The organism is Microbacterium sp. M1A1_1b (genome assembly GCF_053345565.1).
This window is the reverse complement of the sequence record NZ_JBKFAJ010000003.1, coordinates 15,182-39,283: the sequence shown is the minus strand read 5'-3', so window position 1 is coordinate 39,283 and position 24,102 is coordinate 15,182. Positions and strand designations below refer to the sequence as shown.

Sequence of the window (24,102 nt, the reverse complement as noted above, 5' to 3'; positions counted from 1 at the left end):
ACCCCAGGGTCGATGTCCTCGGACCCCCGGATGCACTGAGATGGCACCGTGGCCATCCGTCCCGTCCTCGACCGGCTCCGCCGGTACCCCGTCACCCTCGTCGTGACCGGGGCCATCGTCGTCCTCGTGGTCGGCGCACGCCTGGCGCACGCCGAGCCCGACTTCCCGCACCACCCGCCCGTCGCCTGCCTGGCGCTCGTCGCGACGGTGCTCGCCACGGCACTCGCCGAGCGCACCCTGGGGTCCGTCCGGACGGCCGTCATCGGTGTCGTCGTCCCGACGGTCGCCGTCCTCGGCACGCAGCTCGCGGTGACGATCGGCGACGCGCTCGGCGAGGCCCACGCCGAAGCGACGCGCGGGCAGCCGATGCTCGCGCCGTCCGTCATCGCCGTCACCCTGTTCGCCGCGGCATCGGCGGGCCTGCCTGCCCAACGCCGCTGGCGGATGCGGACCGTGTTGTGGACGCTGACGCTCACCCTGCTGCTGTTCGCGGGTCACGGGTCGGACGTCACCCGCGCCCTGGGCGCCCTGCTCGGCACAGCGGCCGGCGCGCTCGTCGTGCACCGAGCCTCCCGTCCGACCACCCGGGACCACCTGACCCCCCGCACCGTCGTCGTGGCCACGCTCGTCGCCCTGGGCGGCGGCACCCTGGTGACGCTCGTCGTGCCGGACCCGGACGGCGTGCTGTCGCCGTTCGCCGACGCGATGAGCGACCGTGCCGGCGTGCTCGTCGGCGTCCTGCTGCTGGTCGCCGCGTGGCTGGTGCACCACGGGCGGCGTGCGGGCGTCGTCGTGGCGACCGGCGTGCTCGTCGTCCTGACCGCGGTGCTGGCGGACGTGTTCCTCATCGAGCCGATGACCGACTCGGCCGTGCAGTGGCAGGGCCTCGGGCTGGACGAGGTCGAGTGGCAGGTGACCCTGCTGGGCGCGTGGGTGGTCCCCGCGGCCGTGCTGCTGGCGATCCTGGTGCTGCGCGGTCGACTGGTCCGCGCGCCGTTCCGCGCCGCGTCCGAACCGTCCGCGCTCGTGGCGATGCTGCGGGGTGGCGACGCCGGTTCCCTCGGGCACATGGGCACGTGGCGCGGCAACGCGGTCTGGTCGCACCCGGACGGACTCGGCGCGGTGGCGTACCGCGTGCGGGGAGACGTCGCCCTGACCGTCTCCGACCCGGTGTGCGCCGCAGCGGACCGGGCCACGGTGATCGACGCGTTCGTCGTGCACTGCCAGGACAACGGCTGGATCCCGGCGTTCACGAGCGTGCACGAGCCGGTGCGGGCGATCCTGGCGCCCGAGGGCTGGACGGCGCTGCCCGTCGGGGTCGAGGCCGTCCTCGACGTCACCACCTTCGACCTGCGCGGCAAGCGCCGACAGGACCTGCGGACAGCGTCGAACCGTGCCGACCGCGAGGGCGTCCGCGACGAGTGGACCCGCTTCGAACAGCTCGACGCCGGGCAGCGCGCCGAGGTCGAGGCGATCTGCACCCGCTGGGCCGCCGATCGTCGCCTGCCGGAGATGGGCTTCACGCTGGGCGGCTTCCGCGAGCTCGACGACCCCGACGTCCGCCTGGCGTTGGCGGTCGACGCGTCCGACCGGGTCGTCGCCGTCACGAGCTGGCTGCCCGTGTACGCGCACGGCGCCCTGACCGGGTACACGCTCGACGTGATGCGCCGCGGCGACGGGGGGATGCCCGGTGTCGTCGAGTTCCTGATCGCCCGCACCGCTCTGCGCTCGCGCGAGGCCGGCCTGACCACGCTGAGCCTGTCCGGCACCCCGCTCGCCGCGCACGACCCCGCGTCGCACGCCGTGATGGACCGGGGTTCGCGGCTGCTCGCCCGTCTGCTCGAGCCCGCCTACGGGTTCCGGTCGCTGCAGCGGTTCAAGGAGAAGTTCGGCGCAGCGCACGAGCCGCTCTGGCTGGTGGTCCCGACCCCGTTGCACGTGCCCCGGGTCGCCCGGGCGCTGGCGAGCGCGTACCTGCCCGGGCTGCGACCGCGGCACCTGTGGGAGCTGCGTCGCGCCCACCGGGCTGCCGGGGCCACGGCAGCCGCCGGAGCGGGCCGGACCGAGACACCCGCCGGGGGCCGCGACTGATGCTCGACCCGTTCCACTGGGCGATGGGGACCCGGCTCGAGGTCCCCACGAAGCTCGTGCCCGCCGACGTCGTGTTCGGGGTGCTGGCCCTGCTCGTCCTGCTGCCCGCGCTGCGCACCGGACTGCGTTCCGGACCGGCGTGGCGGCGCACGGGCCTGCGCGCCGCGATCGCCGCGGGCGGAGCGGTGCTCGGGCTGCTCGCCTGCTGGGTCGTCGGGGACCTGCTCAACGCCTTCGACGTCCGGCTGACCGACGTCACGAGGATGTGGGTGGCGTTCGCCTTCGCGGCGCTCGCCCTGGCCGTCACCGGGATCGTGCACGGCGGACGCGGACGCCGGGTGCTGGCGGCCGTGCTGGTCCCCGCGGCGCTGCTGGTGCCGGCCCTGGGCATCAACGTCGACTACGCGGCCTACCCGACGCTCAACGCACTCGTGCAGACGAACCCGTTCCCGACCCTCGACCTGGGATCCGAGTCGGGCATCGACGCCGCGGCGGTCCGGCCGGCGTCACGGTGGACAGCACCCGTCTCGATGCCGACCGCCGGCCGCGTCGGCACCGTCCGCATCCCCGGTACCCGCTCCGGCTTCCCGGCCCGACCGGCCGTCGTGTACCTGCCCCCGGCCGCGCTCACCGACGACCCCCCGACCCTGCCCGTGGTCGTGTCGCTGTCCGGGCAGCCCGGCACCCCGAGCGACATGTTCACCGCGGGTGGCATCGCGACGGTGCTCGACCGGTACGCGGCCGCCCACCACGGACTGGCGCCGATCGTGGTGTCGGCCGACCAGCTCGCCGTCCCCGGCCACAACACCATGTGCGTCGACTCGTCGATCGGCAACTCCGCGACCTACATCACCCGCGACGTGCCGGACTGGATCACGGCGCACCTGCGCGTGCCGACCGATCCGCACGGATGGGGCCTGGTCGGGTTCTCGCAGGGGGCGACCTGCGCGATGCAGTTCCTGACCGGTGACCCGGACCGCTTCAGCGCGGCGCTGGCGATCTCGAGCGAGCTGCACCCGGTCGACCGGTCGCCGCAGAACAGCGCGGACGAGGCGTTCGGTGGGTCCCTGGCACGCTGGCGTGCGGCGTCCCCCGGCGCCCTGATGGCCGCGAACGGTCCCTACTCCGACGCGCACCTGTGGTTGACCGCCGGCGCGAACGACCACGAGTTCACCGAGTCCGCCCGCACGCTCGGCCGGGATGCCGTCCGCGCGGGGATCCACACCGCGGTGGCGTCGTCGCCCGGCAGCGGACACGACTGGAACACCGTGCAGTGGTCGCTCACGAACGAGCTGCCACGCCTGGCCGACGAGCTGTTCGAGGCGCCGGGGAGCGTGCGCTCGTGAACGACGCGTCCGGCATGCTGCTCGTCCGTCTGGGCCTGCTCGGGACCGCGGTGCTCGTGCTGGTCGCCGTGCTGTCGTTCAGCCCGTGCGAGGTCTGCGTCGTCGCGGCCGTCGTGCTCGGCCTGGCAGCGGCCGCCGCCGGGCTGGTCGGCGCGATGGTGCTCGGACGGCGCTGAGCGATCCCGCGGCCCAGCGGTCACAGCGGCTGCCGCAGCCACTGCGGCGGTCTCAGGCGTTCGCGACGAGCCAGGCGTGCTGCTGGTCGGTGAGCGCGCGGTCGGTCCAGACCTGCCGCTCGGCTCCGTCCGGCGCCGGAGCAGCGGTCGTGCCCTGCCAGACCAGCGCGAGCCCGGCCTTCGCGAGCACCCGCGCGGACGCGGGGTTGCTGGTCAGGACCCGGCCGGTCACGGGCACACCGGGGGCCGTGTCGTGCGCCGCGGTCATCGCCGCGCGGGCGATCTCGGTCCCCAGACCCGTGCCCCACGCCGACGGTGTGAGTCGGTAGCCCAGGTTCCAGACGCCGCCGGCGGTCATGTCGACCCCGCCGACGCCGAGCACGTCGCCACTGTGGGCGTCGCGGACCGTCCACGACCCCAGCCCGTGCCGGACCCGTCCGCCGATCTTGCGCTGGACCAGGTCGACGGTCTGCTCGCGCGCCGTGTGTCGCCCGCTCGGCAGGTGGGTCCAGGTGCGGGCGTCGGAGAAGACCGCGTGCACGGCGTCGATGTCGGCCGGGGTGACGGGAGTCAGCAGGAGGCGATCCGTTCGGATCTCCTGCGGGGCGCTCAGGAGCTGGTGGACCATGTGCTGATCATCGCCCGCTCCACCGACATCCGCGTGAACACCACGCCAACGAGCGGCAAGCCCGTGTGTCAGTCGAGCAGCAGCGCGGGTTCCTCGATGACCGAGGCCACGTCGTGCACGAACCGCGACGCCACGTCGCCGTCCACCACGCGGTGGTCGAACGAGGCGCCGATGGTCGTCACCATGCGCGAGCGGACCTCGCCGTCGACGACCCACGGCTTCGGCTTGATCGTGCCCATCGCGACGATGGCGACCTGACCGGGGTTCAGGATCGGCGTGCCGGTGTCCATCCCGAACACCCCGATGTTCGTCACGGTGATCGTGCCGTCGGCCATCTCGGCGGGGCTGGTCTTGCCGTCGCGGGCCGTCAGGGTCATCGCTTCGAGGGCCTTGGCCAGCTCGAACAGCGACATGTCCTGCGCGTCCTTGATGTTCGGCACGATCAGACCGCGCGGGGTCGCGGCGGCGATGCCGAGGTTCACGAAGTGGTGGACGATGATCTCGCGGTCGGTCCACGACGAGTTGACCGACCGGTTGCGGCGGACGGCCCAGATGACGGCCTTCGCCATGATCAGCAGCGGCGAGACCTTGACCCCGGCGAACGTCGGCGACGCCTTGAGCCGCTTGACGAAGTCCATGGTGCGCGTGGCGTCGACGTCCACGAACAGCGACACGTGCGGCGCGGTGAACGCGGACGTCGTCATCGCAGTCGCGATCGCCTTGCGGACGCCCTTGACCGGGATGGTCTCCTGGCGGACGTCACCCCACTCGGGAGTCTGGATGTTGCGGAAGACCGTGGCCTGCGTGGCGTGGCGGATGACGTCGTCACGGGTGACCTCACCGGCGAGTCCGGTCGGCACCACGACGGCCAGGTCGACGTCGAGGTCCTTCGCGAGCTTGCGGATCGGCGGCTTCGCCATCACGGCGGGCGCTGACGGGCGCGCGGGACGCTGTCCCTGTGCGGCGACGGCGTCGGCGGTCGCGGCCTCGCCCTCGTCCGTCAGGACCAGGTCGGTCTCCCGACTGGAGGCCCGACTCGCCTGGGCAGCGGCGGCTGCGGCCCGGCGGGCGCCCGGCTTGCGGCGTGACGGTGCGCTGGTCGCGGAGCCGTAGCCGACCAGGACGGCCCCGGAGGACTCGTCGGTGCCGACGACGGACGCACCCTCGGCCGCGGGCAGCGAGGCGGGCATGCGGGACTCGGCAGGCGCGGGCGGGGCCGCCTGCGCCGGGGCGATCACGGGTGCCGGCGCCGTGGCCCGGGCGGGAACCGCGACGGGCGGGGCGGGCGTGACCGGGGCACTGGGAGCGACCACGGGCGACGTCGGAGCGGCGTCGTCGACGTCAGCCGCGCCTCCGGTCGGGGCAGCCGGAGCCGGGTCGGCCGGAGCCGGCACAGCCGCAGCCGGCACGGACGAGCTGGACTCGACCCGGATGATCGGGCGACCGACCTCGACGGTGTCGCCCTCGGCGACCAGCAGACCCGTCACCGTGCCCGCGAACGGGGACGGCAGCTCGACCAGGGACTTGGCGGTCTCGATCTCGACCAGGACCTGGTCCACCGCGACATCGTCACCGATCGCCACGCGCCACTGCACGATCTCGGCCTCGTTGAGGCCTTCGCCCACGTCGGGGAGGGGGAATTCGGCGACGGCCACGTCGGCTCCTTCGTCGGTCGTTCGTACGGTGGGTGGTCCGGTCGGGACCAGGTCAGTAGGCGAGGGCGCGGTCCACGGCCTCGAGGACGCGGTCGGCGTCCGGCAGGTGCAGGTGTTCGAGCTTGGACTGCGGGAACGGGATGTCGAACCCAGACACCCGCAGCGGCGGCGCCTGCAGCGTGTAGAACGCCCGCTCGGCGACGGTCGCGGCGATCTCGCTGCCGACGCTGACGAACTCGGACGCCTCTTGCGCCACGACCAGGCGGCCGGTCTTGCGCACCGAGGCCAGCAGCGGTTCCCAGTCGATCGGCGAGATCGAGCGCAGGTCGACGACCTCGCAGCTGGTGCCCTCGGCGTCGGCGATGTCGGCGGCCTGCATGAGCGTGGCGACCATCGCGCCGTGCCCGACCAGGGTGACCTCGGTGCCGGTGCGTGCGACACGAGAGGTGTGCATCGGCACGTGGCCGTCGAGCAGGTCGACCTGTCCCTTGGGCCAGTAGCGCGACTTCGGCTCCATGAAGACGACCGGGTCCTTCGAGCGAACAGCCTCTTGGATCATCCAGTAGGCGTCGTTCGGGGTGCTCGGGCTGACCACACGCAGACCGGGGGTGTGCGCGAAGTACGCCTCGGGCGACTCCTGGTGGTGCTCGATCGCGCCGATGTGCCCGCCGTAGGGGATGCGGATGACGATCGGCAGCGACATGTGCGCCGGCAGCCGGTTCGCCATCTTGGCCAGCTGCGAGGTGATCTGGTTGAACGCGGGCCACACGAAGCCGTCGAACTGGATCTCGATGACCGGACGGTACCCGCGCAGCGCCAGGCCGATCGCGGTGCCGACGATGCCCGACTCGGCGAGCGGGGTGTCCCGCACGCGGTCGGCGCCGAAGCGCTCCTGCAGGCCCTCGGTGATGCGGAAGACACCGCCGAGCTGCCCGATGTCCTCGCCCATCAGCAGGACCTTGTCGTCCGCGGCCATCGCTGCCGCCAGGCCGGCGTTGAGCGCCTTGGCCATCGGGATGGTCGGGGTGGGGTCGGCGGGTGCCTGACCGGCGCCGGGGTGCGACCGGAGCGTGTAGTCGACCAGCTGCTCGGTGGTGCTCATGCGTTGGCTCCTGCGTCCTGGGAGGACTCGTAGTCGTGCAGCCAGGCGCGCTGCTCGTCGATGCGCGGGTGCTGCTCGCGGTAGACGTTGTCGAACATGGCGTCCATCGGGGGTGCCTGCAGCGCCGAGGTCTTCGCGCGGATGTCGGCCGCGATCTGCTCGCCCTCGGCGTCGAACTCGGCGAACTGCGCGTCGGTGGCCCCGCGGCTGCGCAGGTACGCCTCGGAGCGGGTGATCGGGTCACGCGCGACCCAGTCGGCGAGCTCGTCGTCGCCGCGGTAGCGCGTGGGGTCGTCGGAGCTGGTGTGCGCGCCGATGCGGTAGGTCTCGGCCTCGATGAACGCCGGGCCCTGCCCATTGCGAGCGTGCTGCGTCGCGACGGTGCTGACCGCGTAGGACGCCAGCACGTCGTTGCCGTCCACCCGGACGCTCGGGATGCCGAAGCCGCGCGGGCGGTCGACCAGCGGGGTCGGCGACTGCACCGACACCGGGACCGAGATCGCCCAGTGGTTGTTCTGCAGGAAGAAGACGACCGGGGCCTTGTGCGACGCGGCGAACACGTACGCCTCGTTCACGTCGCCCTGGCTGGTCGCACCGTCACCGAAGTACACGATCGAGCACTCGTCGACGTCCGGGTCGCCCGTGCCGACGACGCCGTCGAGCGCCTGGCCCATCGCGTAGCCCGTCGCGTGCAGGGTCTGCGCACCGATGACGAGCGTGTAGACGTGCGTGTTGCCGCGGGCGTCCGGGTCCCAGTTGCCGTGGGCCTGACCGCGGAAGAGCGAGATGATCTCCATCGGCTCGACCCCGCGCTGCAGGACGACGGCGTGCTCACGGTACGAGGGGAACAGGTGGTCCTGCGGGCGGAGCGCGAAGGCCGAACCGACCTGGGCGGCTTCCTGCCCGTGGCTCGGTGCCCACAGGCCGAGCTGCCCCGTGCGCTGCAGGTTGCCGGCAGCGTGGTCGAAGCGTCGGGTGAGCACCATCTGGCGGTGCATGGCGAGCAGCGTCTCGTCCGGGAGCTCCTTGACGATGCCCGCGTACTCGGCGTTCTCGTCGGTCTCCACGAACCGGCCCTCGGTGTCGAGGAGCCGGACGGTGGTCGTCGCGGGGGCCGCGGCGTGGAAGGACATGCCGGTCAGCGTAGCGGCCGGGTCACCGCGGCCGTTGTGAGACCCCCGACAAGTGAACGGGCGGTATCGAGGAGCTTCTCGACAGCCTCGTGCTCGCCGATCGAGATGCGGATCCCCTCGGTGCCGAAGGCGCGGACGATGATCCCCGCGTGCTCGAACTGCTCGGCCGCGTGGCCCGTCTGCTCGCCCGTCGGCAACCACACGAAGTTGCCCTGCGCATCGGGGACGTCCCAGCCCTGGCCGCGGAGCGCGCCCACGATCAGGTCGCGCCGCTGGGTCAGGTGGGTGACGCGCTCGAGCAGCTCGGTCTCGCGTTCGAGACTGGCCAGCGCGGCGGCCTGCCCCTGCGCGGTGACGCTGAGCGGGATGGCGCAGGCGCGGACGGCGTCCAGGACGTATGCCGGTCCGAGCGTGTACCCGACCCGCAGGCCCGCGAGTCCGTACGCCTTGGAGAACGTCCGGAGCACGACGAGGTTGGGGTGGCGCTCGAGCAGGGGCACGCCGCGCACGGCGTCGGGGTCGGTGACGAACTCGGCGTAGGCCTCGTCGAGGACCACGAGCACACTCGTCGGGACCCGGCCCATGAACCGGTCGAACTCCGCGGCGGTCACCACGGGGCCGGTGGGGTTGTTCGGCGTGCAGACGATCACCATGCGGGTGCGCTCGGTGACGGCAGCGGCCATCGCGTCGAGGTCGTGACCGCCGTCCGGCCGGTTCGGCACCTGCACGCTGGTGGCACCGGCGACCGTGACGACACCCGGGTAGGCCTCGAACGACCGCCACGCGTACACGATCTCGTCGCCGGGGCCCGACGTGGCCTTGGCGAGCTCGTGCAGGATCGCGACGCTGCCCGGCGCGACGTGGACCTCGTCGACGGTGACGCCGAACCGGTTCGCCAGCGCGGCACGCACGGCGAGCGCGGAGGCGTCGGGGTAGCGGTTGTAGGCGGTCTGCGCCTGGACCGCCTCGACGACCCCGGGGAGCGGCGGGAACGGGTTCTCGTTGCTGGACAGCTTGAAGGCGTCGGCCGCGGCCTGCCGGCCCTGCTTGTAGGCAGGCAGAACAGCGATCTCGGGGCGGATGTGCACGGGCTGGTCGGTCACGACCCCAGCGTAACGGGGCGTTCCCACGGACCACAGGCATCATGGACGCATGCGATTCCTCGTCCGCCTCGTCATCAACGCCGTCGCGCTGTGGCTCACCACGCTCATCGTCAGCGGCGTCTCCGTCACGGCCTTCGGCAGCGGTGGCACCGTCGAGACCGTCCTGACCTTCCTGCTGGTGGCGTTCGTCTTCGGACTCGTCAACGCCGTGATCGGCACGGTCATCCGGGTCGTGGCCTTCCCGGTCTACGTCCTGACGCTCGGCCTGATCTCGTTCGTCGTGAACGCGATCCTGCTGCTCATCGTCGCCGGCATCTCGACCGCGATCGGCTTCGGCCTGCACGTCGACTCGTTCGGCTGGGGCATCGTCGGCGCCTTCGTGCTGGCGGTCTTCGCGTGGCTGATCGGGCTCTTCGTCCGGCCGGTGCTGAACCGCCCGCGCGCCTGAGCGCGGCTGGTGCGCCATGATGTGGGCATGACCACGGACGCCGGCGCCCCGTCGACCTTCCGCGTCTCGTTCGTCTGCAGCGGCAACATCTGCCGATCGCCGATGGCGGAGATCGTGTTCCAGCACGTCGTCGACCAGGCCGGCATGACCGACCGGTTCCAGGTGCAGTCCGCCGGCACCGGGGACTGGCACGTCGGCGAACCCGCCGACGAGCGCACGATCGCCGCGTTGGCGGCGCGCGGATACGATGGGTCCAGGCATCGCGCCCGCCAGTTCGACCCGGACCGGTTCCCGGATCTCGACCTGGTGGTCGCACTCGACCGCTCCCACGAACGCATCCTGCGCTCGTGGGCCCCCACGATGGACGACGCCGCCAAGGTGACGCTCCTGCTGCGGTACGACGACGCCTGGCCAGAGCAGGCCGACGTGCCGGACCCGTACTACGCGGACCGGCACGAGTTCGACCGGGTCCTCACCACGGTCGAGCGTGCCTGCCGCGCACTCTTCCACCAGATCGAACCGGCCGTCCGCCAGGGAGCACCATGACCCCCCTTCCCCCGCAGCCGATCAGCCCGCTCGACGGGCGGTACTACCCGGTCGTGCACACGGTGGGCGAGCACCTGTCCGAGGCCGGACTCAACCGTGCGCGCATCACCGTCGAGGTCGAGTGGCTCGTCTTCCTGACCGACCACGCGATGTTCACCACCTCGCCGCTGAGCGTCGACGACAAGGCCGCCCTGCGCGCCGTCGTGACGGACTTCGGGCAGGCACAGATCGCCGAGCTGGCCGAGATCGAGGCCACGACCCGGCACGACGTCAAGGCAGTCGAGTACTTCGTCCGCCGTCGCCTGTCCGACCTGGGACTCGACGCGATCGCCGAGCTGACCCACTTCGCGTGCACCAGCGAGGACATCAACAACCTGTCCTACGCGCTGACCATCAAGGACGCGACCGAGCACGTCTGGCTGCCGGCCTTCCGCGCCGTCGTCGCCCGCCTGCGCGAGGTCGCCCTCGAGCTGCGCGCCGTGCCGATGCTGTCCCACACGCACGGCCAGCCCGCCACCCCGACCACGCTCGGCAAGGAGCTCGCCGTGGTCGTGTACCGGCTCGAGCGCGTGCTGGCGCAGATCGAGGGCAGCGAGTACCTCGGCAAGTTCTCCGGCGCCACGGGAACGTTCTCGGCGCACATGGCCGCCGACCCCGAGGCCGACTGGCCCACCCTGTCGCGGGAGTTCGTCGAGGGCCTCGGCCTGACGTGGAACCCGCTCACGACGCAGATCGAGTCGCACGACTGGCAGGCCGAGCTGTACGACCGGATCCGGCACGCCAACCGCATCCTGCACAACCTGGCGACCGACGTGTGGACCTACATCTCGATGGGGTACTTCACGCAGATCCCGCAGGCCGGCGCCACGGGGTCGTCGACGATGCCACACAAGATCAACCCGATCCGGTTCGAGAACGCCGAGGCCAACCTCGAGATCTCGTCGGCGCTGTTCTCGACGCTGTCGGAGACCCTCGTCACGAGCCGTCTGCAGCGCGACCTGACCGACTCCACCACGCAGCGGAACGTCGGCGTCGCGGTCGCACACTCGCTGCTCGCACTCGACAACCTGCGTCGTGGGCTCAGTGAGATCGCCGTGAACGAGCAGCGCCTGGCCGAGGACCTCGACGGCAACTGGGAGGTGCTCGGCGAGGCGATCCAGACCGTCATCCGTGCCGAGGTCACCGCCGGGCAGTCCGACATCGAGGACCCCTACGCGATGCTCAAGGAACTCACGCGCGGCAAACGCGTCAGTCAGCAGGACCTGATCGCGTTCGTCAACGGGCTCGACGTCTCGGACGGTGCCAAGGCCCGCCTGACCAACATGACCCCGGCGACCTACACGGGGCTGGCGGACGAGCTGGTCGACCACCTGGACGTCTGAGCGACGCCGCCCGGACCGTCGGACCGTCGGACCGTCGGACGGGAGGCCCGGCCCGGCCCCGCCGCACACGTCACCACCTCAGGTGGTGACGTCGACCGCGGTGGCGACCAGGGCCTCCAGGACGGTGCGGACCACGGGACGGGCCATGCGATCCGGTCGGACGAGCGCCTCGATCCGCCGTCCGGCGCGCACGTCGGCCAGCTCCGCCAGGTGGAAGCGCCCCGGCGCCCGCGTGCCGGAGGTGTAGCGCGGGACCAGGGCGATGCCGTGTCCGGCTGCCACCAGGTTCTCGATCACGGGCAGGTGGATCGTCCGGAAGGCGACCTCGGGTGGTGCGTCGGTGGCCGCGGCCATCGCGGTGAGCACCCGGTCGATGGGGTACCCCTCGGGCACACCGATCCACGTCTCGCCGACCACCTCGTCGATCCGGACCCGCTCGCGACCGGCCAGCCGGTGCCCGTCGGGCAGTGCGACGTCGAGCGGTTCGCGGAGCAGGGCGACGGTCTCGAGTGCCGAACGGTCGGGCGCGGGCGCTCCGTCCGGTCGGTGTCCGACGACGACGTCGTGGTCGGCGGCGAGCGGGGCGAACGCGTCCTCGCTGACGTCGACGTCGGACAGTGCCAGGTCGATGCCCGGGTGGTCCCGCATCCGTGTCAGCAGGCCGGGCAGCAGGAGCTCGGCGGCGGACGGGAAGATCGCCAGCTGTACGGTCCCCGACGCTCCACCGAGGTGCTCCTGCCAGGCGGCGTCCGCAGTGGCGACGGCGGTTGCGATGCCTCCGGCCAGGCCGGCGAGCACCCGGCCGTCGTCGGTCAGGCGGACCCCGCGACCGACGCGTTCGACCAGCGGGACGCCGACCTGGCGCTGCAGGGTCCGGAGCTGCTGCGACACCGCGCTCGGCGTGCGGTGCGTGGCCGCGGCGACGGCGCTCACCGAGCCGCGTTCGTGCAGTTCCGCCAGGACGGGGAGCAGCGTGACGTCGAAGCCGACCATGCAGGGACCCTACAACGACGGTGTCCGAACGTGCGCTGGTCCTTCCGTGTCCGCTGCGCGACGATCGAGGGGTGCTGCTCCGTGACCGTTTGCTCGCCCTGCTGGTCGCCGTCGTCTGGGGACTGAACTTCCCCGCCACGGCCCTCGCACTGACGCACTTCCCACCGTTCCTGCTGGCAGCCGTGCGGTTCACCCTGCTCGCCGTGCCGACGCTGCTGTTCGTCCCGCGGCCCGCGATGCCGTTCGGGCGGCTGGTGCTGATCGGCTCGGGGCTCGGGGTCCTGCAGTTCGCGTTCCTGTACCTCAGCATGGCGTCCGGCATGCCCTCGGGGTTGGCGTCGCTGGTGCTGCAGGCCTCGGCACCGTTCACCGTCGTGCTGGCGGGGGTGTTCCTGCGTGAGCGGCTGACCGGGCGTCAGGTCGTCGGTGTCGCGGTGGCCGTGGCGGCCCTCGCGGCGATCGCCGTGCACCGTTCCCAGACCGCGGCGCTGCTGCCCGTCGTGCTGGCACTGTGCGGGGCACTCGGGTGGGCGGTCGGCAACGTCGCCACACGCCGCGCGGGGCCGGTCAACCCGCTGCACCTGACGCTGTGGTGGTCGGTGGTGCCGCCGATCCCGATGGCCGTGCTGTCGTTCGTGGTCGAGGGGCCCGACCGCATCGGGGCGTCGCTCGGCACGGTCTTCACGGTGTCGGCGCTGTCGGCCGACCTGGGGCTGCTGTACATCGTGCTCGTGGCGTCGCTGGTGGGCTACGGGCTGTGGTCGCGGCTGCTGGGCCGGTACCCGTCGAGCACCGTCGCGCCGTTCTCGATGCTCGTGCCCGTCGTCGGGGTGCTGGCCTCGTGGCTGGCGTTCGGCGAGGTGCCCGACCTGGTCGAGGTACTCGCGGGCGCCGTCGTCGTGGGCGGCGTGCTCTGGGCGTCACGCGCCGGGAAGCCCACGCTCCCCGCGCCGTCGAGGGAGCAGGAATCGTCGGGTGCGCTGCCCGCAGGCGACGATTCCTGCTCCGTCGACGGCGCCCTCAGCCCCGGTGCTGGCGGCGCTCCGCGATGATGTGCGCGAGTGCCCCGCGCAGCAGCGGGTACCGGAACTCGTAGCCGGCCTGCACCAGGCGGGTCGGCACCACCCAGCGGCTCTTGAGCACCAGCTCGGTCTCGGTGCGGATCGCGATCGACCCGAGTTCGAGCATCCACCGCCAGGTCGGTAGCCCGAACCGCCGTCCGACCGCGTCGCGGATGGTCGCCATCACGGTGCGGTTGTCCGACGGGTTCGGGCTCGACAGGTTCACGGCGCCGTCGATGTCCTCGTGGTCACGGATGAAGCGGATTGCTCCGAGGACGTCCGCGATGTGGATCCAGCTGAACCGCTGGCGCCCGTGGGTGTGGCGGTCGTGGTGGTACGTGCCGGCGGCGAGTCGTGCGCGGGTCGGGAACCACGGCCCGTCGTACTGCGGGCCGCCCAGTCCGGCCTGCGCCAGGCGAACCAAGGGCACCAGGGCGCTGCCGTCGCCGAAGACGATCGCCATCCGGAGCGCCACACGACGGGTGCCGGGCAGGTCGGCCGCGAACAGGGCGTCCTCCCACGCACGGGCGACCCCGACCGAGAAGCCCTCGCCGAGCTCGCCCGTCGCCTCGTCCTGCGCACGGTCGGTCGCGTGGCGGTAGATCGTCGCCGTCGACGCGTTCATCCACAGCGGCGGCGGGTGTTCGGACGTGCGGATCGCCTCGGCGAGTTCGAGTGTCGTGTCCACCCGCGAGCGCAGGATCTCCGCCCGGTTCCGGCGCCCGTACCGGCAGTTGACGCTCTTGCCCGCCATGTTCACGACGATCGCGGCACCGTCCACCAGCGCACGGATGCGGAGCGTGTTGCCCCACACCGCGTCGCCGGTGCGGCCGATCGTCACGACGTCGTAGCCCTCGTCGCGGAACGCGTCCTGCAGGAACCGGCCGACGAAGCCGCTGGCCCCCGCGATCACCGCGCGGCCCCTGGTGGTGTCGGTGCTGTCGTCGCTCATGTGCTCCCCCGTCCTGGGTCCGGTGCGATCGCGTACCGGAACGCCCCCTCGTACCGGTACAGCGTGCCGACCACCGGCGCTGACAGCACCAGGGACACGCGCTGCAGGTCGGCTTCGTCATCGAATCGTTCTGTGAGCGTCACACGTGGTGCGATCACACCCGGGAGGCTCCACGCGCGTCCCAGCGCACGGAACGACACGCGGGTGGAGACCAGGTGCAGCGCTCCCGCGTCCGGCCCGTCGGCGTCGACCGTCACCGCGAGCCGGGCGCTGACGCGCCCGTGGCGACCGAGGTGGTCGACCAGCCCCGCCGGCTCGGCGGTGATGGCGTCCACCATGGTGCGGTCACCGGAGCGGAAGTGGAAGGTGCGGTGCGCGCGGACGGCGAGGTGGGCCTCCTGGCCGGTGCGACCACGTCGGACGGTGACCGGGCGGTTCTCGACCGTGAACGGGACGTCGCGCTGCCAGACCGGGAACATCACGGCGTCGCGAGCGAACAGCGCCAGGACCGGCCACAGCCACCGGCGCGGGGTGCCGACGACGGTGAAGACGCCCTGGCCACGGCCGACGTGCCCGGCGGGGATCGGGCCGAAGTAGGTGCGCAGCCGCGGGTGCAGGCGGGCGAGGACCTGGGGAGGAGCGCTGCGCTCGTACGGTGACCGGGACATGTCTGCCGATCCTGGCATGTCGTCAGCGCCGGTCCCTACGATCGAGGCATGGGACACGACCACGGGCACGCCGGCGCGAACGAGCGCGCGCTGCTCGTGGCGTTCTGCATCTCGGCGACGATCCTGCTGGCCGAGGTCGTCGGTGCCGTCGTCACCGGGTCGCTCGCACTGCTGGTCGACGCCGGCCACATGGTCGTCGACACCGGCGGGATCGGCATCGGGCTGGTGGCCACACGGCTCGCCCGGCGCTCCCCCACCTCGCAGCGCACCTGGGGCTTCCAGCGCGCCGAGGTGCTCGGCGCGACCGCGCAGGCCGCCATCCTGCTCGCCGTCGGGGTGTTCGTCATCGTCTCCGCGATCCAGCGACTGTTCGTCCCGGCCGAGATCCACTCCGGGCCGCTGCTGGTGTTCGGCATCATCGGACTCGTCGGCAACCTGGTCGCCTACGCCGTGCTGATGCGGGCCTCGGGCGAGAACTTCACGTCGCGGGCCGCCCGGCTCGAGGTCCTCAACGACACGCTCGGCTCGCTCGCCGTGATCGCCGCGGCCGTGGTGCTCGGCTTGACCGGGTGGGAGCGCGCCGACTCGGTCGCGGCGCTCGTCATCGGCGGGTTGATCCTGCCGCGGGCCGTCCGGCTGCTGCGCGAGACCGCGAACGTGCTGCTCGAGTCGACGCCGCCGGGGCTCGACCTGGAGGACGTGCGGGGCCACATCCTCGAGCTGGACCACGTGATCGCCGTGCACGACCTGCACGCCACGCTCGTCGCCACCGGGGTGCCGAACCTGACCGCACACGTCGTGGTGGACGACCACTGCTTCACGACGTCACACGCCCCGGCCATCCTCGACGAGCTGCAGCGGTGCGTGGCCGAGCACTTCGACGTGCCGGTCGAGCACTCCACGTTCCAGCTCGAGCCCGCGTCGCACCAGCGGCACGAGCACGACGTCCACGCGTAGGGGGGGGCCACGGGCCCCGGCCACCTGCGCGACATCGACGTTGTCGCACGACATCGGCGTTGTCGCACGCCCGGCACCGTGCCGCCGCTCACCCGGTCCCCGCCACCCCCGCGACACCGACGCTGTCGCACGACATCGGACTCGTCGCACGCCCGGCAACGTGCCACCCGCGCGACATCGACGACGTCGTACGACATCGGACTTGTCGTACCGAGTCCGCGCACACCCGCGCCCGGCGTCAGCAGTCGTCGGTGCGCGTGGGGTAGGCGGTGATCACGCGGTCGGTGGTCCTCGACACGATGACCTTGACGAAGGCGTCCGGCGAGGGTGCCGCACCGTCGTCGAACCGCATCGCCGCGGCGTAGCAGACCTTGCCGTCGCCGGCATCGCGCGGGAAGCCCGAGCGCGGGGTCGTCAGCGCGGTCTGCACGGCGGTCAGCATCGCGTCGTCCCAGTCGCGGCTGCCCCGCCCGCCGACGACCTGTCGCCAGTCACCGGTGTGGCGCACGCGGATGTGCTCGTAGCCCTGGCTGGAGGTGCCACACTGCAGCACGACGTCGCCGAGTGCCGCGGTGTCGTAGCGCGCGACGTCCGCCCGGCTGTCCGTGTCGCAGCGGTCGAGGACAGCGCCGCCCGGCAGGTCCGGACCCTGCCGGTCGAGCACGACGACGCCGTCCGCGGTGGCCTCGGCCGTCGGCACCGACGACGCAGTCGGGCCCGCGAGCACCGGGTCGTCGGTGCCCTGGCGTGCGGTCAGCGCGAACCCGCCGGCCACCAGCCCGGCCGCGACCAGCGCGGCGAGCCCGGTCAGGACGGAACGGTTGCGGCGGGTCGGCATGCGGCCAGTATGCCGGAGGCGAGCGGAGCCTCCCGTCTGGTCGTCCACCGGCCGGGAGGCTCCGCTGGCGTCAGGCGCGTGCGGCCAGTCGGGTCCCGGCGACGACGGCCAGCACCGAGACGAGCACCACGTACCCGATCAGGACCGGGAGCGTCGGGAGCACCAGGAGCGCCGCCCCGACGGCCACCACCGGCACCGTCAGGCCGGCGTACGCGATGAGGAACACCGCGGCGAGCACGCCGCCGCGCTGGTCGGGCTCGGCGAGGGCACCCGCGCTGCCGATGCTCGCGCGGAACAGCAGCCCGACACCGGCGCCGGCGACGACACCGCCGCCGATGAAGCCCGCGACCTGCAGCACGACCGCAGAGACGGCCAGGCCGGCCAGGCCACCGACCAGCAGCACCATGCCGAGGCGGATCTGCGTGCGTTGCGCGAGCCAGGCGAAGACGACCTGCGACAGGGCACTCGCGGCGAAGACCCCGAACGTCGTCGCGCCGGCGGCCAGGCGGTCGGTGACGTGGAAGGTGGTGCCGAGGAACGTCGGCGCGACCGAGGTGAACAGCCCTTGCACGGCCAGCGCGGCGAACGCCCCCGTGCCGGCAGCCCAGAACGCGGCGGACTTGCCGGCCGGCGCCTGGATGCGCTGCGGGCGGTAGGCGACACGCTGCTCGGGGCGGTCGACCGTCTCCGGTGCGACCAGGACGACCACGAAAGCGACGACGAGCGCGACCACGAACACCGCGTAGGGCACCAGCAGGGGCTGCCCGACGAACTCGGCCAGCGCCCCGCCGACCAGGGCGCCGAGCGACAGGCCACCCAGGTTCACGACGCCCGCGGCGACGCTCGCACCCTTCGCGGACCCCTCGTCACCCGTTGCCCGCACCCGGAGCTCGCCGAGGTGCGCGGTCGCCGTGGCGGTGAGCGTCCCGATGCCCAGCCCGGTGACCAGGCGAGCGACGATGAGCCCGCTGACGTCGTTCCACACCAGGAACAGCACCGCGGCGACGAGCTCGAGGGCGATGGACACCAGGAGGAGCGGCCTGCGCCCGTGCACGTCGCTCAGGTGCCCGGCGAGCCAGAGCGACCCGACGACACCGACGCCGTACGCCGCGAACACGATCGTCGTCGTGAACGTCGGGAACCCGTCGCGCGCCTGGTAGATGACGTACAGCGGCGCGGGGACGGTGGCGAACGCCATCACGGCGAGGAACGCGAACGCGACCGCCCAGAAGCCGACGTCGTGGCGACGCCGCGTGTGCGCGCGGCGGCCGCGCGGGGCCTCGGCGACGGTGTCGCCGGTCGTGGCGGAACGGGAGGCTGTGGTCGCGGTGGTCGAGGACATGTCCCGATGATCGCTCCACCCGACGGATCGAGTCCAACGGATGTGCTTGATGCGCACCATCGATCCGGTCGATGATGTCGGCATGGAGACCCGTCTGCTCGAACAGTTCGTCGCCGTCGCCGCCGAGGGCAGCGTCACCCGCGCCGCCGAACGGCTGTGGGCCGCGCAGTCGACCGTGTCCGCGGGGCTCGCGAGCCTGGAGCGCTCGTTCGGCGTGCGGCTGTTCGACCGCACCGGGCGGCAACTGGTCCTGACCCCCGCGGGCGAGGACCTGCTGCCGCACGCACGCGCCGTGCTGGCGTCGCTCGACCGGATGCGCGACCTGGCGACCTCGGACGATGCCGACCTGCGCGGCCGGGTCCGGCTCGGGATCTTCACGAGCATGGACGTCGTCGACCTGACCGGGGTGCTGCGGGCCTTCCGCGGGCGCTACCCCCTGGTGACGGTCGAGCTGATGACCTCGCCGTCCGGCACGACCGGGCTGGTGCAGGACCTGGTGTCCGGGCGGCTCGACCTGGCGTACTCGGGGTTGCCCGTCGTGCCGTCGGGGATCGTCGTCGAGCCGCTGCGCGAGATGCCGTTCCGGGTGTTCCTGGCGGCGGACCACCCACTCGCCGCACGGGCAACGGTGTCCTTGGCCGAGCTGGCGGACGAGTCGTTCATCGACACCGCGCACGGCTTCGGCAACCGGCTGATCCTCGACCAGGCGTGCGAGCGGCTCGGGATCCGCCGGCGCATCGTCGCGGAGATGAACGACATGCCCGCGGTGGTGCGGTTCGCGGCCGCGGGGCTCGGGGTGGGGGTGGTGCCCGACGCGGGGGTGGCGCACGACGGGGTCGCGATCGAGCTGTCGGACCACGTGGAGCCGCTGCGGGTCGGACTGGCGATGCGTGGGGACGTCGAGCCGACGCGGGCGGTCCGGGCCCTGGCGCGCGACATCGTGGCCGCGCGGCGCTGACGGCGAGGCCGGAGCTTGCCGGCTGGCGCGCGCTCGCCGGTCCGCTGGCGTGCTCGCCAGTCCGCTGGCGTGCTCGTCGGCCCGCTGGCGTGCTCGTCGGCCCGCTGGCGTGCTCGTCGGCCCGCTGGCGGCGGGCCGTGTGGGCCCGCGCTTGCTCAGGCGTCGAGCAGCGGTGCCACCCGTTCGACCGACCGACGTGCTGCGGCCGAGGACGACACGAACCCGACGACCGTGATGGCAGCACCGATGCCGACGACGATCCACCACATCGCGTGCGTGGCCACCGCGAAGTCCACGCCGACGCTCGCGACGGCGCTGGCCCCGGTGACGGTGCCGGCCAGCGCCACCCCGAGCGACACCCCGGTCTGCCGGCTGGTCGACGCCACGGCGGCTGCCGAACCGGCCTGCGCGCGGGGCATGCCCGACACCGCGGTGTTCGTGATCGGGGCGTTCACCATGCCGAACCCGAAGCCGAACAGCACGAACGCGGCCACCAGCACGAGCATCGGCGTGTGCGCGTCGATCGTCGTCAGGACCAGCCCGGCGCCGAGGATCCCGATGCCGGCGAGCACGAGCGGCACCCGCGTGCCGACGGACGCCACGAGCCGGCCGGACAGCGGCGAGACGAGCATGGTCGCCAGTGCTGCGGGCAGCGTCCAGAGCCCGGCCTGGAACGGGGTCATGCCGCGCACCTCTTGCAGGTACAGGGCGTTGAGGAACAGGAACGCACCGTTCGCCCCGAACGCCACGACCGCGGTGACGACAGCGGACGAGAACGGGATGCTGGCGAAGAAGCGGACGTCGATCAGGGGTTCCGGCCGCCGCCGTTCGACGATGACGAGCGACACGAGCGCTACCGCCGCGACGACGAACAGCCCGAGGGTGCCGACCGAGGCCCACCCGAGTCGGGGCCCCTCGATCAGCCCGCCGACCAGGGTGGCCAGCAGGACGATGACGATGCCCTGCCCGAGCGGGTCGAGGCGCCGGGGCTTCGGCGCGCGGGACTCGGGGACGAACAGGAACGTCAGGACGATCGCCGCGATGCCGATCGGCACGTTGATCCAGAAGATCGCACGCCAGCCGACGGTGTCGGTCAACGCGCCGCCGACGAGCGGGCCGACCCCCATCGAGACGCCGACCACCGCACCCCACACGCCGACCGCCTTGGCGCGTTCCTTCGCGTCGTCGAACGTCGCCGTGATGATGGACATCGCAACGGGGTTCATCATCGAGCCGCCGACGGCCTGCACCATGCGGAACACCACGAGCCAGCCGACGCTCGGCGCAACGGAGCACAGCAGCGACCCGATCGAGAACAGCGTCAGGCCGATCTGGAAGGTCCGGCGACGGCCGATCCGGTCAGCGGTGGACCCGGACAGCATGAGCAGGCTGGCCAGGACGAGCGTGTAGGCGTCGATGGTCCACTGCAGGCCGGAGATGGTGCTGTGCAGCTCGCGGCCGATCGAAGGCAGGGCGACGTTCACCACGGTGGCGTCCATCGAGACGATGAACAGGCTCATGCAGCAGACCGCGAGGATCAGGTACCGGTGGCGGTACCTGCTCGGCAGTTCCGGGGCGCCCGGCAGCGGGCGGCGGACGTCAGTGGAAGCCGTCGGTGTCTCCCTCACCCGGGGTCTTGTGGCCGCCGAGCATGTCGTTGTCGTCCTGGTCGCTCGTCGAGGCGAGCTGCAGCATGGCCAGCACGACGACCACGACGATGAACGCGACGCCGAGGAAGATCAGCGCGAGCGTGACCTCGCGCGTGGAGAACAGCACGACGAGCCCGACGAACACCGCGACGATCGCGGAGATCCCGAGGAGCTCGACCGGGCGCAGACGGTCACGACGGCTGGGGGTGGTCATGCGTGTGGTGCTCCGTCCGGGGACGCCGCCGGAGCGACCGTCCCCCACTTGTGCGAGAGGCCGGCGATCACGTGGAAGACCGCCGCGATGGCGAGGTAGGCGCCCAGCAGACCGACCAGGACGACCGAGGCGTCGAGTGTGCCGGGCACCTTCTCGATGCCGCCGAGCTGCTGCGAGTAGTCGGGCGGTGTCACCAGGAAGGCGATCGCCAGCAGCAGGGTGAGTCCGCCGATGGTCATCCAGTCGCGGGCGAACGGCGAACGCCCGCGGGACCGGAGGCCCTGCGTGAGTTCGAGCGCCCCGGTCAGGACGGCGAACACGACGACCACGGCGATGAAGGCCGTGAGCCCGAACCCGTTGGTCGCGATGGCGACGATGCCCGACACCACCGTGGTGACGGACTGCGCCAGTGCGGTGCGGCGGGAGCGCTCGTCGTCGCGCAGTCGGGTCGCGCTGCCGATGCCGAGGACCGCGCCCTCGACCACGGCGAAGACCCCGAACAACAGCAGGCCGTAGCCGGCGGCGTGGTTCGAGGAGAAGGTGATGACGAGCGCGATGACGGCGGCCGGGACGGCCCGGAGGACGGGGATCGGCCAGTACCGCGCGCGCTGGTGTGCGTCGGCGACGGAGTCGGACACGAGACCTCTTTCGGGCATGCGGATCGTAGGAACGATCCTACCGCCGCCGCGCATGTGCCCTCTCCGTGCACGGACGCCCGAAGGCCCCCGGGGCTGAGGATGCTCCGACCTGGGCCGCAGCGGACCGCGGTCCGTGCGCCCGGGCCGGAGCACCCCGCGGCCTCAGTCCGACGGTCCACCGTCCGCCGCGCGCGTCCGGCGACGGAGCCACCACCACGTGGACAGGCCGGCGACGGCGAGCACTGCGCCGACGGCGCCGAGTCCGGCCAGGCCCTCGGCCCCGGTGTACGCGAGCGCTCCGCCCGTGCCACCCGACCCAGCACCGGTGTGGTTCGCTGCGCCCGTTCCCCCGGTGGGTCCCGCCGTCGGGTGCCGGGTCGGCGTCGGCGTCGGCGTCGCCGTCGGTGCCGGGCCCTGCGGGTCGACGACACCGATGTCGACACCGGGCGACGGGTCGCCGCCGTCCGGGTCGGTCGGCGAGGCGGCTGTGGCGACGTTCACCACGTCCGAACCGTCGCCGCGGTAGTCCGGGTCGAGCACGGTCCGGAACCGGAAGGCGGCGTCGGCCCCGGGGGCGAGGTCCTGGCTCGCACGGCACGTGACGCGCTGGCCGTCGGCGGTGCAGTCGTCGTCACTGTCGACGAACGTCAGCGGAGCCGGCAGGTCGTCGACCACCGTCACCTGGCGGGCGAGGGCGGGCCCGTGGTTCGCAGCGGTGACCGTGTACTCGAGCTCGTCGCCCGGGTGCACGCCGGTGGACGGGGTGACGGACTTGTCGGTGCCGAGCTGGGCAGCGACGGAGACCGGTGCGCTGGCGACGGAGACGTTGTCGGACTCGTCGGTGTCGGCCAGGTGCGGGGCGGTGGCGATCTCGGCCCGACTGTCGATCTGCCCGGTGGCGGCCGGGTCGAGCGTCCCCTCGATCCGGATCGTCGCCGACGCGCCGCGCGGCAGGTCGAGCGCGGTCGCGACGTCACCGGTACCGGAGTCGTCTGCGCACGCGGCAGCGGGCTCGCACGTCCAGTGGACGTCGTGGAGCTCGTCCGGCACGTCGACGGTCAACGGACTGGGCGCGGAGTCGTTGATGCCGACGTTCGACGCCGTCACCGTGTACGCGACGTGCTCGCCCGCGATCACGGGTGGCATGTCGTGGACGACGCGCAGGTCGGTGGGCTGCCGCACGTGCAGGTCGTCGATCTCGTGCACCTCGGAGAAGGACCCCGTGGCCCCCGCGAACCCGAGGCGCAGCGTGTCCGGCAACGGGACCTGGCCGGCGCCGTGCAGCGGCACGTGGTCGAACACGGTGCGCAGGGCGCCGCCGGCCTGGAGTCGGACGGTCACGAAGAGCTCGCCCTGCGCGCCGGGGAGCAGCGTGACCCGGACCTTGCGGGGCGTGCGGCCGTCCGAGCCGACGCCGCCGGGGGCGGGCGCGTTGGTGACGAAGCGGTAGCCGTCGTTGCCGTTGCCCGAGCCCCGGACCACCACGGCGTCCGGGGTCGCTCCGGGTCCGCTGCCGTTCATCGGGAGTGAGAAGTTGCCGTAGCGGTCGAGCGCGACCGCGGCGAAGCCACCGGGGACACCGGGGTCGTCGCACGGCCCCTGCCCCTGCGTCGCCGCGTTCGCACACGTGTAGCCGAGTCCGGCGCCTGGTGCACCGACACCGGGCGCTGCCGCGCCGTCAGCCAGGTAGAGCAACAGTCCGTCGGCCCGGGTCTTGGCGACGTCGCTGTACATCGCGTAGTCGAACTCGATCTCGAGCCCCGCGGTGGACGGGAACGTGTCGTCGGTCGACCACGAGCCCGCCTGGCTGCGGACGTCGTCCGTCAGGCGGAGCCGTCCGTCGACGATGCGCGCGGCACCGTTGAGCGTGCCGCCGGCAGCGGACGAGAAGTCGTCGTCGAACGGGAAGCCCAGGTCGGCGGCGGAGGCCGTCGGCGCCGCCAGGGCGCCCCCGGCAGCGAGCCCCGACAGTGTCGCGATGGTCGTCAGGGCCGCGGCGACGCGCCGCCGGGCCCTGCGTGGAGTGGATGGTGTCCGTGGAGGTGTCATGCATCGATGCTCGCCAGCAGGGCTCGCGTGCCGACCCGGCCTGACGCATCTGTGGACGGCATCCCGGTGACGCCGCAATGTGGAGGGACGAGCGGGCCAGGCCAGCCAGCGGGCCAGGCCAGGCCAGCCAGCGGGCCAGGCCAGGCCAGCCAGCGGGCCAGGCCGGGCCAGCC

The 24,102-nt window shown here is 72.7% G+C and carries 23 protein-coding genes; 9 read left to right on the top strand and 14 right to left on the bottom strand.

Features of this window, described 5'->3' with window-relative positions; genetic code table 11:
• Positions 1–48: 48 nt before the first annotated feature.
• Genes ACLBWP_RS08775 through ACLBWP_RS08765 form a run of 3 tightly spaced genes read left to right on the top strand, consistent with a single transcriptional unit; the run spans position 49 to position 3,613 of the window.
• Entirely contained in the window at positions 49–2,091 is a 2,043-nt protein-coding gene (locus ACLBWP_RS08775) for a bifunctional lysylphosphatidylglycerol flippase/synthetase MprF (RefSeq protein ID WP_447654878.1), read from the top strand.
• Entirely contained in the window at positions 2,091–3,437 is a 1,347-nt protein-coding gene (locus ACLBWP_RS08770; RefSeq protein WP_447654877.1) for an alpha/beta hydrolase, read from the top strand. Before ACLBWP_RS08775 ends, ACLBWP_RS08770 begins: the two co-directional genes overlap by 1 nt.
• Positions 3,434–3,613 carry a hypothetical protein gene (locus ACLBWP_RS08765; RefSeq protein WP_243562172.1) on the top strand — a complete coding sequence of 60 codons (180 nt, stop codon included), beginning with the start codon at positions 3,434–3,436 and terminating at the stop codon, positions 3,611–3,613. Before ACLBWP_RS08770 ends, ACLBWP_RS08765 begins: the two co-directional genes overlap by 4 nt.
• A gap of 52 nt (positions 3,614–3,665) precedes the next feature.
• Here ACLBWP_RS08765 and ACLBWP_RS08760 read toward each other — a convergent pair whose 3' ends face one another.
• From ACLBWP_RS08760 to ACLBWP_RS08740, 5 genes are all read right to left on the bottom strand, one after another.
• Positions 3,666–4,241 (bottom strand): GNAT family N-acetyltransferase, encoded by a 576-nt coding sequence (locus ACLBWP_RS08760; RefSeq protein WP_243562171.1) that lies wholly within the window; start codon positions 4,239–4,241, stop codon positions 3,666–3,668.
• Positions 4,242–4,309: 68 nt separating this feature from the next.
• Entirely contained in the window at positions 4,310–5,896 is a 1,587-nt protein-coding gene (locus ACLBWP_RS08755; RefSeq protein ID WP_447654876.1) for a dihydrolipoamide acetyltransferase family protein, read from the bottom strand.
• A gap of 52 nt (positions 5,897–5,948) precedes the next feature.
• Complete coding sequence (locus ACLBWP_RS08750) at positions 5,949–6,908, bottom strand: alpha-ketoacid dehydrogenase subunit beta (RefSeq protein WP_243562416.1); 960 nt, start codon at positions 6,906–6,908, stop codon at positions 5,949–5,951.
• A gap of 86 nt (positions 6,909–6,994) precedes the next feature.
• Positions 6,995–8,131: a thiamine pyrophosphate-dependent dehydrogenase E1 component subunit alpha gene (locus tag ACLBWP_RS08745; RefSeq protein ID WP_447654875.1), complete on the bottom strand. Its 1,137-nt coding sequence runs from the start codon at positions 8,129–8,131 to the stop codon at positions 6,995–6,997.
• Positions 8,132–8,136: 5 nt separating this feature from the next.
• Positions 8,137–9,234, bottom strand: coding sequence for a histidinol-phosphate transaminase (locus tag ACLBWP_RS08740; RefSeq protein ID WP_447654874.1), 1,098 nt, complete (start codon positions 9,232–9,234; stop codon positions 8,137–8,139).
• A 49-nt stretch (positions 9,235–9,283) separates the two neighbouring features.
• On the opposite strand from ACLBWP_RS08740, the gene ACLBWP_RS08735 reads away from it, so the two are divergent.
• The 3 genes from ACLBWP_RS08735 to purB are packed head-to-tail and all read left to right on the top strand — an operon-like array spanning position 9,284 to position 11,610.
• The gene (locus ACLBWP_RS08735) at positions 9,284–9,682 is read left to right on the top strand and encodes a phage holin family protein (RefSeq protein ID WP_243562167.1); all 399 of its coding nucleotides are present in this window, start codon (positions 9,284–9,286) and stop codon (positions 9,680–9,682) included.
• A gap of 27 nt (positions 9,683–9,709) precedes the next feature.
• Positions 9,710–10,228: a low molecular weight protein-tyrosine-phosphatase gene (locus ACLBWP_RS08730; RefSeq protein WP_243562166.1), complete on the top strand. Its 519-nt coding sequence runs from the start codon at positions 9,710–9,712 to the stop codon at positions 10,226–10,228.
• Complete coding sequence (gene purB, locus ACLBWP_RS08725) at positions 10,225–11,610, top strand: adenylosuccinate lyase (protein WP_447654873.1); 1,386 nt, start codon at positions 10,225–10,227, stop codon at positions 11,608–11,610. Before ACLBWP_RS08730 ends, purB begins: the two co-directional genes overlap by 4 nt.
• Before the next feature lie 78 nt (positions 11,611–11,688).
• Here the strand turns inward: purB and ACLBWP_RS08720 are convergent, their stop codons facing one another.
• Positions 11,689–12,603 carry a LysR family transcriptional regulator gene (locus tag ACLBWP_RS08720; protein WP_447654872.1) on the bottom strand — a complete coding sequence of 305 codons (915 nt, stop codon included), beginning with the start codon at positions 12,601–12,603 and terminating at the stop codon, positions 11,689–11,691.
• A 71-nt stretch (positions 12,604–12,674) separates the two neighbouring features.
• On the opposite strand from ACLBWP_RS08720, the gene ACLBWP_RS08715 reads away from it, so the two are divergent.
• Positions 12,675–13,655, top strand: coding sequence for an EamA family transporter (locus ACLBWP_RS08715; protein WP_447654871.1), 981 nt, complete (start codon positions 12,675–12,677; stop codon positions 13,653–13,655).
• On the opposite strand, the gene ACLBWP_RS08710 is transcribed toward ACLBWP_RS08715, so the two are convergent.
• Both ACLBWP_RS08710 and ACLBWP_RS08705 read right to left on the bottom strand, forming a co-directional pair.
• Entirely contained in the window at positions 13,624–14,616 is a 993-nt protein-coding gene (locus ACLBWP_RS08710) for an epimerase (protein ID WP_447654870.1), read from the bottom strand. The two genes, ACLBWP_RS08715 and ACLBWP_RS08710, sit on opposite strands and share 32 nt — an antisense overlap.
• On the bottom strand, positions 14,613–15,284 hold the full coding sequence (locus tag ACLBWP_RS08705) for a DUF4166 domain-containing protein (protein WP_447654869.1): 672 nt from the start codon (positions 15,282–15,284) through the stop codon (positions 14,613–14,615). The genes ACLBWP_RS08710 and ACLBWP_RS08705 overlap by 4 nt, the downstream gene beginning before the upstream one ends.
• A gap of 48 nt (positions 15,285–15,332) precedes the next feature.
• Between ACLBWP_RS08705 and ACLBWP_RS08700 the strand changes: the two genes are divergently transcribed.
• Positions 15,333–16,241: a cation diffusion facilitator family transporter gene (locus ACLBWP_RS08700; protein WP_447654868.1), complete on the top strand. Its 909-nt coding sequence runs from the start codon at positions 15,333–15,335 to the stop codon at positions 16,239–16,241.
• Positions 16,242–16,479: 238 nt separating this feature from the next.
• Here the strand turns inward: ACLBWP_RS08700 and ACLBWP_RS08695 are convergent, their stop codons facing one another.
• Both ACLBWP_RS08695 and ACLBWP_RS08690 read right to left on the bottom strand, forming a co-directional pair.
• Complete coding sequence (locus ACLBWP_RS08695; RefSeq protein ID WP_447654867.1) at positions 16,480–17,079, bottom strand: hypothetical protein; 600 nt, start codon at positions 17,077–17,079, stop codon at positions 16,480–16,482.
• A 70-nt stretch (positions 17,080–17,149) separates the two neighbouring features.
• A complete protein-coding gene (locus ACLBWP_RS08690; RefSeq protein WP_447654866.1) occupies positions 17,150–18,421 on the bottom strand; it encodes an MFS transporter in 1,272 nt (423 codons plus the stop codon).
• 49 nt (positions 18,422–18,470) lie between these two features.
• Here ACLBWP_RS08690 and ACLBWP_RS08685 point away from each other — a divergent pair, with 49 nt between their 5' ends.
• The gene (locus ACLBWP_RS08685) at positions 18,471–19,379 is read left to right on the top strand and encodes a LysR family transcriptional regulator (protein WP_447654865.1); all 909 of its coding nucleotides are present in this window, start codon (positions 18,471–18,473) and stop codon (positions 19,377–19,379) included.
• 155 nt (positions 19,380–19,534) lie between these two features.
• Here the strand turns inward: ACLBWP_RS08685 and ACLBWP_RS08680 are convergent, their stop codons facing one another.
• The 4 genes from ACLBWP_RS08680 to ACLBWP_RS08665 all read right to left on the bottom strand — a co-directional run bounded on the left by ACLBWP_RS08680 (position 19,535) and on the right by ACLBWP_RS08665 (position 23,929).
• Complete coding sequence (locus tag ACLBWP_RS08680) at positions 19,535–20,947, bottom strand: DHA2 family efflux MFS transporter permease subunit (RefSeq protein WP_447655130.1); 1,413 nt, start codon at positions 20,945–20,947, stop codon at positions 19,535–19,537.
• A 31-nt stretch (positions 20,948–20,978) separates the two neighbouring features.
• Entirely contained in the window at positions 20,979–21,242 is a 264-nt protein-coding gene (locus ACLBWP_RS08675; RefSeq protein WP_243562155.1) for a hypothetical protein, read from the bottom strand.
• Positions 21,239–21,898, bottom strand: coding sequence for a DUF308 domain-containing protein (locus ACLBWP_RS08670; RefSeq protein WP_447654864.1), 660 nt, complete (start codon positions 21,896–21,898; stop codon positions 21,239–21,241). Before ACLBWP_RS08670 ends, ACLBWP_RS08675 begins: the two co-directional genes overlap by 4 nt.
• A 144-nt stretch (positions 21,899–22,042) precedes the next feature.
• Positions 22,043–23,929 carry a hypothetical protein gene (locus tag ACLBWP_RS08665; RefSeq protein WP_243562153.1) on the bottom strand — a complete coding sequence of 629 codons (1,887 nt, stop codon included), beginning with the start codon at positions 23,927–23,929 and terminating at the stop codon, positions 22,043–22,045.
• Positions 23,930–24,102: the final 173 nt, after the last annotated feature.